The 11979-nt window shown below is 46.2% G+C and carries 9 protein-coding genes; 5 read left to right on the forward strand and 4 right to left on the reverse strand.

All coding sequences use genetic code 11. The annotated features are described in order from the left end of the window. Nucleotides 1–11: 11 nt before the first annotated feature. Together B0181_RS00775 and B0181_RS00780 are read right to left on the reverse strand one after the other, a co-directional pair. On the reverse strand, nucleotides 12–1976 hold the full coding sequence (locus tag B0181_RS00775) for a DEAD/DEAH box helicase (RefSeq protein ID WP_172462100.1): 1965 nt from the start codon (nucleotides 1974–1976) through the stop codon (nucleotides 12–14). Nucleotides 1977–2036: 60 nt separating this feature from the next. Further along, nucleotides 2037–4727 (reverse strand): class I SAM-dependent DNA methyltransferase, encoded by a 2691-nt coding sequence (locus tag B0181_RS00780; protein ID WP_211276062.1) that lies wholly within the window; start codon nucleotides 4725–4727, stop codon nucleotides 2037–2039. Nucleotides 4728–5037: 310 nt separating this feature from the next. On the opposite strand from B0181_RS00780, the gene nqrM reads away from it, so the two are divergent. The 4 genes from nqrM (at nucleotide 5038) to B0181_RS00805 (ending at nucleotide 9047) form a co-directional block, all read left to right on the forward strand. Continuing rightward, complete coding sequence (nqrM, locus tag B0181_RS00785) at nucleotides 5038–5295, forward strand: (Na+)-NQR maturation NqrM (RefSeq protein ID WP_115338088.1); 258 nt, start codon at nucleotides 5038–5040, stop codon at nucleotides 5293–5295. Between the two features lie 162 nt (nucleotides 5296–5457). After that, nucleotides 5458–6711, forward strand: coding sequence for an MFS transporter (locus B0181_RS00790; protein ID WP_078275595.1), 1254 nt, complete (start codon nucleotides 5458–5460; stop codon nucleotides 6709–6711). A gap of 224 nt (nucleotides 6712–6935) precedes the next feature. After that, nucleotides 6936–7640 (forward strand): pseudouridine synthase, encoded by a 705-nt coding sequence (locus B0181_RS00800; protein WP_078275597.1) that lies wholly within the window; start codon nucleotides 6936–6938, stop codon nucleotides 7638–7640. A 372-nt stretch (nucleotides 7641–8012) separates the two neighbouring features. Continuing rightward, a complete protein-coding gene (locus B0181_RS00805; protein ID WP_078275598.1) occupies nucleotides 8013–9047 on the forward strand; it encodes a thioredoxin fold domain-containing protein in 1035 nt (344 codons plus the stop codon). Between the two features lie 77 nt (nucleotides 9048–9124). Here B0181_RS00805 and B0181_RS00810 read toward each other — a convergent pair whose 3' ends face one another. Next, on the reverse strand, nucleotides 9125–9775 hold the full coding sequence (locus B0181_RS00810; protein ID WP_158078916.1) for a DUF2939 domain-containing protein: 651 nt from the start codon (nucleotides 9773–9775) through the stop codon (nucleotides 9125–9127). Nucleotides 9776–9938: 163 nt separating this feature from the next. Between B0181_RS00810 and dnaJ the strand changes: the two genes are divergently transcribed. After that, entirely contained in the window at nucleotides 9939–11105 is a 1167-nt protein-coding gene (gene dnaJ / locus B0181_RS00815; RefSeq protein ID WP_078275600.1) for a molecular chaperone DnaJ, read from the forward strand. A gap of 299 nt (nucleotides 11106–11404) precedes the next feature. Here the strand turns inward: dnaJ and B0181_RS00820 are convergent. Next, on the reverse strand, nucleotides 11405–11979 hold a 575-nt coding region (locus B0181_RS00820), incomplete at its 5' end, for an MFS transporter (RefSeq protein ID WP_249024903.1).

An 11979-nucleotide genomic window follows, 5' to 3' on the forward strand; every position in this document is an offset into this window, starting at 1 on the left:
ATGGCTTATTGTCAGCTTAACTGCTCTGCTTTTTTCACACGCAAAAAGGCGATGGCTTCTGCCATTCGTTTTTCAAGTGGATCGCTCGAATGTTGATTTGGCTCTTTGCCGTGCAAGGTGATAAAGGCTTTAATTTTATGCCACAACATTCTTGCTTCTTCCTCTGTCATTGACGTTCGGCTAGCGGTCGCTTGTGCTTGAATAGTTTTTAGCACCTCTGGGGTAAAATCTTTTGCAAGCACCTCAAATGCACGCTGGAATGGGTTAATTTCTCGAATTAAGTCAATCGACAGATTGTTGATGTTGATAAAGCGATCATTGAGTTTAATAAATTGACTGCTTGCCCCACGCTCACCTTCGGTTTTGGCATCAGGCGGCAAATCTCCTTCATTAACAACACCACCATTTTGGTTAATCACCAAACTTTGCATAATGCCACTTTGCACCATCGCAGCTTCTTCATCATCAAGGTCAGGATAACGTGTTTTAATCACTTGTGGTAACAAAATATCCGAGATATAAGCAGGGTCTAGCTCAGGGCTTGCCACAGCTTGCATTGTGCGATTATCTTGCAACAAAGCAGAAATCAGCTCGTCTTTACCCCCATTTAGGATTTTTAGCACCTTGCTGGACGGTGCACGCGTGGTATCGTCCACAATTATTGTGCCAGCAGGCAACTTTTCGTGGTCTAAAATACCCGAACGTGGACGGAAAGTGATGTTTGGTGCAAGCACCTGCTCCATCAACAGCGACAAACTGATTGCCTTGAGCAAATTATTCACCGCATTTTTCACATCATCATCTTCAGCGTCAGGCTGGGCGATTAAGTTGGTAAATTGAGCGTGTTGTTTGCCTTCGCAATCTCGTGTGGCACGCCCGATGATTTGCACCACTTCGGTTAAAGAAGCACGATAACCAATGGTTAAAACGTGTTCACAAAACTGCCAGTCAAAGCCTTCTTTTGCCATACCCAGAGCAATAATCATATCCAAATCATCAGCCTGCTTGATTTGGCGAAGATAGCCCATTGTGGTGGTGCGTGTGGCGTTATCATCTTCCACCAAATCCGCCACTTTAATCAGCTTGCCATCAGGCGTACGGATATGATGAATATGGTATTCATCGGTATGCTCCAGCTCGCCCAAATAATCTAAAATTCGCCCCACTTCATCATATTTTCGCCCTGTGGATTCTGCCGAATTGACATTTGGAATATGAATAATGGTCTTTTTATTGCGATCTAACACTTCAGGCAAAGCATCAAAATAATTACCTTGATAAAAATGATAGCCCAAGCCCAAGGATTTTAGGTATTGATAGCCATTGAGCTGATCGTAATAGGTATAAGTAACCTGCTCAAATTTCGCTTCATCTTCAGGGGTAAGAATTGGCATTGCATCACCACGGAAATACGACCCTGTCATCGCAATCAAATGAGCACTGCTTTCTTGCATAATGCGGTCTAACTGCTTACCAAGTACACTATTTTCGTGTGCCGAAACGTGGTGAAATTCATCAATCGCAATCACCGCACGGTCAAACGCTGTTGGGGCAAGTTGCTCCATCGCAAAACGCAGTGTGGAATGTGTACAAAGCAGCACCTGATCCGCTGACTGCATAAAGCGAATAAAGGCCTGCACTTTTGATTTGTCCGATTGCGTGCCGATACACAAATTGTTCTCAGGCAAGACCCGCCAATCAGCAAAAAAGCCGTGCGTGGTTAAATCCGTATCCGCAAAACTGCCTGCAATAGACATTTCAGGCACGGCGATAATCGCCTTTTTAATGTGCTGGTGATGTAATTTATCTAACGCCAAAAACATCAACGCACGGGATTTGCCGCTGGCAGGCGGTGCTTTGAGCAGCAAATAATGAGCAAGGCGTTTTTCATATGCCAATGCTTGCATTTCTCGCATTCCCATTGCGTTAGCGGCTTTGCTGCTGCCTGTTTGTTGGTAATTAAAACCCTGTTTCATTTTGTTTTCCTTTCGCTTTACAAGCGGTCAATTTTTTAAAAAGTTTGCAAAAAAGTGCGGTTATCTGCCCGCTTGTTTTTCTGCTCGAATCAATTTTTCATACAAGCCAAACAAAAACTCCACCCGCTCGGCAGCATCTGCAAAGGGCTTTTCTCGGTAGAGTTTTTCTACCGCACGGTCTAAGGTTTCGTGAGCGGCTTTAAGCTCGGCGGGCATCGTTTCAGGGTTGTACATTTGGGCAAGCGTCATTTCAGGGAAATCAGAGCGTACCAACAGCACTTCTTCTGCCAATTCCGCAATATGGGCTTTTTGGCTTTCGCTAGCATTAGGGAAAGGGAAGGTGTTGTAAACAATGGTGTTGGAATATCGGTATCCCATACCCAAACGCCCAGCAACGGTTCGCATCCAATCGTTGTGAATTAGCGAGTTTAATACTCCAAATTCATACATTGTGGCATTAGGCAACAATGTATTTGCATCAGACGAAATAACATCTGAAGAAATAATATTCATAGGAATATATCTTCTTTCAGCGGATGACACTCTTGGAACTAATATATAATTCCCTTCATTGGGTTGCCTAATTTCAGCAAATAAATGTGGTGTTGAAGCCAGCCTTACTGTCGCTGCTTTGCGACTGGCTAAACGCATTTGTCTAACGCCTTCAATACGCTTTTGCACCAAAGGCATTTGAGATAACTCATCTTCAGTTATATTCACAAGCCATAAACAATATCGTTCACCACCATTTAAAAATTCATCTGCTCCTAATAATTTTCTAATCCATTTTTCGGCTTTGGGTTCTGAATATAACAATGTATCTTTTTCTTCTGTTGATAGTAATAGAAAGCCTCCATCAGCAGGCTTATTTCCATAAACCATTTCCAATATATTGCCAACTGGGTTTTCACGGCTTTCTATAACTATGTTGCTCCCTTCCATCAAATAAGGACTGATATTCCCCACCGTTTGACTAAACCATTGTTTATCAGTCAGTTTATAAATGGTTTTGTGTTTTTCTTCTTGAGCAGATAAGCCCACAATCACAACGTGTACCGCTGCCTTATCTCTGGCATTATTCGCCCACGGGAAAGACTGATAGGCAAAATGGATAAACACTTGCTCTTCAAACACATATTTCCACAGCATTGCCACTTGCTCGCCTTGGCATAAAGAATTGGTAGAAACCAGTGCCAGCTTTGCCTGCGTGCCTTTGATGTATTGTGTGCCTTTCCAAAACCAGCAAGCAACATAATCCAAAAACTTAAATTTTCTAAAACCTTGGAAAACGATTTCCATATCCTTAGTTTGTTCATCGCTGCGGTTGCCCGAACCTCCAAAAGGCGGATTGCCGATGATATAGATTTCGTCCGTGCCGTTATTGGGGCAAATTTCGTGCCAATTAAGACGCAAACTATTGCCCGCCACCAATGAACTGTTATGCACAAGCGGAAGCGTTGGCTGGTGTATGCCTAGCTCTTTTTCTAAATGCTGGTTCATTTTATGCTCAGCAAGATACATCGACAGCCGTGCGGTTTCGATGGCAAAGTCATCAATTTCAATGCCGTAGAATTGATCCAAAGATATGCCGCTAAACATTGATTGCGATTGGGCAAGCTCTTTAAAAATATCCACTTCCAATTTACGCAATTCTTGATAAGCGATGATCAAAAAATTGCCCGAACCACACGCAGGGTCAAAAATTTTGATAGTGCTCAATCGCATAAGCAGCTCTTGCAGGCGTTTTTCTTGCCCTTGCTTGAGCATTTTGATGGCGTCAAATTCTTGTTTGAGTGGGTTTAAAAACAGCGGCTCAATCACTTTCATAATGTTTGGCACTGAAGTGTAATGTTGCCCTAATTGGCTGCGTTTTTGCGGGTCTGTTACTGATTGGAACATCGAGCCAAAAATATCAGGGTTAATCTCTGCCCAATTCATCGCCGCACAATCTAACATCAAACGGCGGGCTCGGTTGTCAAATTCAGGAATGGCTAAATCTTCAGCAAATAAGTTGCCGTTTACATAGGGAAATTGTGCGATGAAACGTGGTTGCTTTTGGCGATATTGCTCATCTGGTGTATTTAAGCAGCGGAAAAGCTCTGTTAAAAGCGATTTGACATTTTTACCATCTTTAGTGCTGTGATTTTCTAGCAAGGCGGTAAACGCATTTTTCGGGAAAATGGCAGTATCTTCCGCAAAAAAGCAGAATAACAAGCGCGTGAGAAAGACGTTTAATAAATGCAGGTCGGTTTGTTGCTCAAATTGATTGTATTTTTTAAGCTGATCAAACAGCTTGCCCATTGTATAAGCCGCTTTAACGTCTGCAGGGTTTTCAGCAGTCTCAATATATTTTTCAATGCCTGCCAATGGCAAGAAAAAATCGTAATATTTTGCTAAATCTAAAAACGAAACATCGAGCGATTCTTGTGTTTTGAAATCGTAGGCGTAGATGTTTTGGTAATCAGTTAGGAAAATAAAGCGGATTTGATGCGTTTTAAGAAAAGATTGGGTTTTAACAGCTTGAAAAAACTCAAATAAATCTGTGCCAAATGCAACGGGCTTAAAATAAATTGACTGGGCTAATGCGATTTCACCCAATTCTGGGTTAGGTGCTTTATTTGCGTTGGCAGTGTTGTTTTGAAGGCGGGTTAATGTAGATTTTGGTGTGTCAAAAAGTTTTAAAAAGGCTAGACAAAAGCCAATACTTTTGGCAGGCTGTGCTGTGCTGTGCTGTGCTAAAATTTTGTGCAAACAACGTATGTGTTGTCAAGACTAATTCGTTTAATTTATCAAATAATTTTGCTTGGTTAAATGCCATGGCACTCTCCTTAAATTCTCATTCCTGCTTTTACGGTATGACCAAATTACCAATATTTGGTTATTAAAAGTTCTTTAGTTTGCATTTGATGGGTGTGATATAATCCTGAAAAATGCTACATATTTCATTATATAACACTTAACATCCTATTTTCTATCACAAGTTTGGCTAACAACTCATTTTCAAGCCCCGACTCACCACCAATCATGCTATAATACCCAAAACAACCACAAGGAGCGCATGATGACCAGCGATCTTTTACAGCAATTCATTCCCGTTTTCTTTGTTACACTCATTGTATTTGGGCTGTTCTTTTTGTTCATGGGCGTAGGCTACATCGTCAAAAAGCAGCCGCTCAAAGGCTCATGCGGCGGCGTGGCAAACTTAATGGGCGATGAATACTGCCAATTTTGTGGCAACGACCCAAACAAATGCGAAAGCCAAGTTGCCGACAGCAAAAATCTAAGCGATAAAGCCGCCAAACTCGGCAAACAAATCTAAACGCTCGCCCTTTTTGGCATGGCGCACCTAAAAAGCATTGGCAAATTTCGCCAAATTGCTTTAAGATGGGGCTATGCCAAGTGAAAACCTGACGCTTGTCGGGTTTTTGTTTTTGCATGCCTGCCTGCTTGTACAAGCCTGCGCCGATATTTTGGAGCCATCATGAACCGCCACACGCCTGCCATCCCTCTTGCGCTGATTATCGTTGGGCTTGTGCTTGCGGCGATGAATATGCGCTCGCCCATCGTGATGATTGGCTCGATTTTCCCAATGCTGGCGGACAGTTTTGCGATGACAGCGGCGCAAATCGGCTATCTGGGTGCGCTGCCCATGCCATTATTTGCGCTGGGTGCGCTCGTTGCGCCAAGCCTTGCCAAGCGTTTTGGCATTGAGCCAATGATGATTGTCATGACGCTGCTGCTGAGCCTTGGCGTGGCAGGCAGAGCATGGCTTGACATGACGACGCTGTTTATTGGCACGCTTTTGGTGGCGCTCGCCATCGGTATGCTAAACGCCTTGACCGCACCTTTTATCAAAAAGCACGCACCAAACCACATCGCCAGCGCCACAGGGATTTTTAGTCTCAGCATGTCGGTGTTGGCAGGGCTTGCGGCGTGGGCGGTTGTGCCGCTGTCAGAAAATTTTGGCTGGCGAATGGCGCTTAGTTTCTGGGCGGTTTTTGGCATGATGGCGGCTGGCATTTGGCTCATCGTCCTACAAAAACACCGCTCGCACACCGCCAAACCAATCACTCTGCAATCCGACCAACAAACCACCCAAACAACCACCCAAACACACACCATCACCATGGAACACACCAGTGCCGAAGCCGTGCGCACGTTTAATCCTTGGCGCAGCGTGGCGGCATGGCAGATGTCGGTATTTTTGGGCTTGCAGTCTTTGATGTTTTATTGGGCGGCAAGTTTTCTGACCGCTGTCGGCATGGGCTACGGCATGACGCTTGGCGCTGCCACCCAGCTGATGCTGGCGTTTCAGCTGGCTGCACCGCCTGCGATTTTACTGCTGACTTTTTTGATGAAGCGTGGTTTTTCTACGCAGCTTTTTGGGCTGATTTGCGCCATTTTAAATGCGCTTGGCGTGGCTGGATTGCTGTGGCTGCCTGCGTACAGCGTTTTTTGGGCAGCGATGATGGGCTTTGGTGGCGCAGCAACTTTCACGCTCATGCTGATGATGTTTTCGGTGCGCACAGGCAGCTTTGAGACGGCGCGCGATTTGTCAGGCATGGCGCAGGCGGTCGGTTATTCACTGGCGTTTTTTGGGCCGATGGGGCTGGGGCTGATTTTTGAGCAAACCCAAAACTGGCACACGCCGCTATTTGTGCTGTTTGTGCTGATGGCGATAAACATTCCTTTTGGGTTTTTGGCTTCAAAAAGCGAGCGCGTGGACGCAAATTAGTCTTTTTCTGCAATTTCACCATGCACGCTTGATAAAATTGACAAGCCAAATTGATAAATACTTGCCACCTTTTAAACTTGCCAAGCCACTTCATTGCCAAACCATTGCACCGCCAAACTTGCCAAACCGCCAGCCGACTTTTTAACCCCGCCTTTTTAACAGCAAACTTTCTCACCATTCATAAATGTGCTACACTAGCATTTTTAGCCAAATTAAGAAATGCAATGCGCCTTGATAAATTTTTAAGCAAAGCCACCGAACTGTCTCGCAAAGACGCCAAAAAAATTCTCCACGCAGGCGAAATCACCGTCAATGATGAAGTCGTCAAAGACGGCAGCCGCCACATTGACATCGCCAATGATGACGTGCTTTGGGCAGGTGAACCGCTGTCTGTCGCCGAAGGCAGCCGCTACATTTTGCTGTACAAGCCAGACGGCTTTGAATGCACGCTGCGCCCAAAAGATCACCCCATCGTTACCGATTTGATTGCCGTGCCTGAAGTGGCAAGCCTGCGCATCGCTGGACGCTTGGACGTGGACACCACAGGCGCACTTTTGCTGTCGGACGATGGCGCATGGCTGCACCGTGTAACCAGCCCAAAACGCCACCAGCCGAAACGCTACGAAATCACCCTAGCCGACCCGATGGACGAAGCCGCCCAAGCGCACGCCATCAAGCAAGTGACAAACGGCATTTTATTAGAAGGCGACCTTGAAAAAACACGCCCTGCCGAGCTGAGCTTCACCGATGAGACGCACGCCACACTGATTTTGACCGAAGGCAAATACCACCAAGTCAAACGCATGATGGCGTATTTTGGCAATAAAGTCATCGAGCTGCACAGAGCGAGCATCGGCTCAATCACGCTGGACGGCTTGGAAATGGGCGAATGTCGCTTTTTAAGCGAAGCGGAGATTGCGCAGTTTTAAGCGGTTTTGGCGTGTGATGATTTTGGTAAATGGCAACCGAACGACTAAACGGCTAAATGTCTGAAATTTAACGTTTTTTTAATCATACCCACCGTTCATCACCGCTTGGTGTTTTCCGCTGACATTTCCTTTTGATATTTTCCAAGTACAAACCGCCAACTTCAACGCTTGGCGGTTTTTTATAGCTGCACAATTTGCTCTTAATCTTGCCAGCTTACGCACCTTGCGCCCATCTCACACGCTGTTCGGCATTTTGTAACCAAACACCCACTTTGCCAAACACAGCGCTTGGCATTTGTTATAATGCACCATTATTGCATTTACGCATAAGCCAACTATAAAACATCAATTTTTGGAATAATCGGAGCTTTTATGTCATCTTTTAATTCGTCAGCCAAATTGACCGCCTTATTTGGCGCACTTTTCTTGGGCGCACTTGCCAGCGTGCCAGCCTATGCCCAATCAGCGCCTGCCGCCATCAGCGCAAGCAGCGATTACAACCAAATTCGCGCGCTGCTCACCCACGCAGGCTTACAAGCACCCATCACAAACATTGCCCCTTCTGCGATTGATGGCTTACTTGTGGTAACGCTTGGCGCAAACCAAGAGCCGCTGCTCATCACCACAGCCGCCGATTACGTCATTCAAGGCGCACTAGAAGCCAACCCAAGCCCTGCCGTGGCGATTGCAAGTCACATCAGCGCAAACCAACCTGCTGGCACACCTGTTAGTAAAACTTACAAATCCGCCCTGCTTGACAACATGAAAGCACTGGCAAACATTGACCAAGACACCGCCTTTTACCACACCAACATCAAAGGCCTGCTATGGGGCGTGTCTGGCACTGGCGGCGTGCCATTTTTAGTGAGTGCGGACGGTCGCTACTTCATCAATGGCGAAATTTCCAAGATTGAAAACGGCTATTTTGTCGGCTTGGATTATGAATTTGAACGCAAAAAGAACCAGCACGTCTTTAGCCAGCTGGACGAAAACGCCCTTGCCATTTATCCTGCCAAAGGCGAAGAAAAAGCGGTGGTATACGTTGCAACCGACATCAACTGCCCGTACTGCAAGCTGTTCCACGCGCGCATCGGCGAATTTAACGCCAAAGGCATCACCGTAAAAGCCATCGGCTACCCTGTGTATGACGAATCGTTTGAACCCATGCGCCATATGTGGTGCGAAAGCGACCCAAGCAAGCGCGCCACTTTATTATCCGCTGGCATGAAAGGCATTCGCAGCCAAAGCGTGCGCTGTACTGGCGATGAAAATCATCTTTTGGGCAACCAAATCACCGCTCAAGGTCTGGCGATTTTTGCCACGCCTGCAATTTTCAACGCTCAAGGCGACTTATTCCAAGGCAATTTCACGAGCGATGAATTTTTAGAATTTCTAAACATTCGCTAAGTTTTTTACGCTCATCAACCAAGCAAAACCCGCTCTTTAAGGCGGGTTTTTTAACGATTTTTAGCAGTACAAATCCATCATTCATCGGCAAATGGTAAAACCACATTCACCACTTTCCAGCCAAAGACATTGCGCCGCTCAAGCTGTGCGCTGATTGTGCGCTCATCGTCTTGCCAAGCCACTAAAAAGCAGTTCACGCCGCAGTAGCCATAGCTGACTTGCGCATTGTCCGCTTCGTCAGTCGGTGCGTCTGTATTGGGCGCGTTTTCACTTGCATTGTCGTCAGTTTTAGCTGCATTGCCCAATAAATCCTGCGCATTTTGCACACCCAAAAGCCCGCCAAGCGCCACCGTCTCCACGCCCAAAGATTCTGCCTGCACGGTTTCGCCCTGCTTGGTTTTACTTGCAGCGATGGCAAAACGTTCGGCATTTTCCTTAGTTACGCCACGATCCACCACCGTGTCAATCAAACCCTTTGCCACCTGCGACAAACTCTCTTGCAAAAACGGCATTTCGCCAAATTCATCTTGGTTTTTATCAAGCTCGGCATACAGCTGCGTTTTTAGATTCACACGCAGCGCATCATAATCCACCACGTCCACCAGCGCTTGATACTCGTGCGCCTGATAAGCCTGATTAAGCCGCCACAGCAGCACATAAGGCGACACCCCAGCCGCAATCACCGCCAAAACTGCTGCCGCCAGCACAAATTTTATAACCGTTTTCATCATCGCTCCAAAATCAGCAATCAAAAACTGTATTTTGCCACATTTTTACAGCAAATATCACCCCAAACCTTGATAATTGCCGTACCACCACCATTATAAAGCACACTTAGCCACCTTTTTTGTGGCAAACCAAACAACGAACCATGAAAATCACGGAACACACATGAGTAAAGATTTCTATACAATTTTAGGCGTGGATAAGTCAGCAGACGAAAAAGCCATCAAAAAAGCCTATCGCCGCCTTGCGATGAAATACCACCCAGACAAAAACCCAGACGACCCAAGCGCTGAAGAAAAATTCAAAGAAGCCACGATGGCGTACGAAGTGCTGTCGGACGCTGAAAAACGTGCCGCTTATGACCGCATGGGACACGCCGCCTTCGAACAAGGCATGAATAATGGCGGCTTTGGTGGTGCTGGCGGTTTTCATGGCGACTTTGGCGACATTTTCGGTGATATTTTTGGGCAAGCCTTTGGCGGTGGCGCAGGCGGTTTTGGCGACTTTTTTGGCGGCTCTCGCAGCTCACGCAGCCGTGCCAGTAAAGGCGCAGACTTGCTTTATAAGCTCACCTTGACCCTAGAAGAAGCGGTGAAAGGCTGCAAAAAAGAAATCACCTTCAGCTCAGCGGTTACTTGCGACACTTGCCATGGCAAAGGCGCAAAATCAGACAGCGACATCGCCACTTGTAGCACCTGCCACGGACAAGGTCAAGTGCGTATGCAGCAAGGCTTTTTTGTCATGCAGCAAACCTGCCCACAATGCCACGGCAAAGGCAAAGAGATTAAAAATCCTTGCTCAGACTGCCATGGCGAAGGCAAGCAGCGCAAACAGCAAACGCTGGAAGTCTCAATCCCTGCTGGCGTGGACGATGGCGACCGTGTGCGCTTGGCGGGCAAAGGCGAAGCGGGTGATGCTGGCATGCCAAATGGCGATTTGTACGTTGAAATCCGTGTGCAGCCGCACGCCGTTTTCACTCGCCATGGCGCAGATTTGCACATGGACGTACCTGTAAACATGGTCGTTGCCGCCCTAGGCGATGAAGTGGAAATCCCAACACTGGACGGCCGCTTGAAAATCAAAATCGCAGAAGGCACTCAAAGCGGCAAAATGCTGCGCGTGCGTGGCAAAGGCGTAACCACCGTGCGTGGCGGCATGAATGGCGATTTAATCTGCCGTATCATTGTTGAGACGCCGACCAATCTTAGCAATGCCCAAAAAGAGCAGCTGCGTGCCTTTGGCGCAAGTCTTGGCAATGACAACGCCGCCACTTCCAAGAAAAAAGGCTTTTTTGACAAGCTTAAAGATGACGTAAAAGATATGTTTGATTGATGGCTTGTCAGTTGATTGTAAAAAACAATGATAAAAACGAGACGCTTTCGTGTCTCGTTTTTTTTGCACAAGCGTGCGAATTGATGGATTTGTGAGATTGGCAAAGATTGGCTGAGACAAGCTCAAACAGAAAAAATGGTTTCATGTGGAACATCATGCAAATTTTGCGTGCAAATTTTAAAGTTTCGCAAGGTTCCATGTGGAACATCATATAAATTGACTGGTTTAGATTTGTATGGTTGATGCGATTTTAATTCGCACAATCTGCCACATTCACCCAAACCAGCCTAGAAAATGCCTTAAACCCGACCAATCTTTTTCACCACCAACGCATAACACGCCAATGCCAACAGACTACTTAACACGATTGCGATGGCACTTGAGATGAAAATGTCGCCAAGCCCCACCATAGGCGAGATGATCGCACCAAAGGCAAAAACCATAAACCCAAGCAAAGCAGACGCACTACCAGCGTAAGTTTTTTCTGCACTCATCGCTAAAGTCGCAAGTGCTGGCAACATCACGCCAATCATTAACAGCATGGCAAAAAATCCCGCCTCTAGCAGCCACACATTCACCTGCAATACCAAAGCTGTCGCCACATATACAGCCGTAACAAGTGTGCCAAACACACCCATTTTTACCGCCTTAGAATTATTTAAGCGACCGCCCAAGTTTGAGCCAACAACCAATGCTGCGCCATTTACACCAAAACACAAGCTAAACGCCAAACTACTCAGACCGTAAAATTCCTGAAAAACAAACGGTGAAGCCGCAATATAAGCAAACATCGCCATAAAAGCAAAAGATTCAATCAGCACAAACAACATAAATGTTTTATTTTTCAATACTTTAGGGGCTGACGTAGATAAAG

It is taken from the genome of Moraxella caviae (assembly GCF_002014985.1).
In the GTDB taxonomy this organism is placed as follows: Bacteria; Pseudomonadota; Gammaproteobacteria; order Pseudomonadales; family Moraxellaceae; genus Moraxella; species Moraxella caviae.

Bases quoted from the DNA above. Each gene is read 5' to 3' on its own strand.
- B0181_RS00775 (WP_172462100.1), bottom strand. From the start codon at position 1,976: ATGAAACAGGGTTTTAATTACCAACAAACAGGCAGCAGCAAAGCCGCT.
- nqrM (WP_115338088.1), top strand. From the start codon at position 5,038: ATGACCAGCGATCTTTTACAGCAATTCATTCCCGTTTTCTTTGTTACA.
- B0181_RS00790 (WP_078275595.1), top strand. From the start codon at position 5,458: ATGAACCGCCACACGCCTGCCATCCCTCTTGCGCTGATTATCGTTGGG.
- B0181_RS00800 (WP_078275597.1), top strand. From the start codon at position 6,936: ATGCGCCTTGATAAATTTTTAAGCAAAGCCACCGAACTGTCTCGCAAA.
- B0181_RS00805 (WP_078275598.1), top strand. From the start codon at position 8,013: ATGTCATCTTTTAATTCGTCAGCCAAATTGACCGCCTTATTTGGCGCA.
- B0181_RS00810 (WP_158078916.1), bottom strand. From the start codon at position 9,775: ATGAAAACGGTTATAAAATTTGTGCTGGCGGCAGCAGTTTTGGCGGTG.
- dnaJ (WP_078275600.1), top strand. From the start codon at position 9,939: ATGAGTAAAGATTTCTATACAATTTTAGGCGTGGATAAGTCAGCAGAC.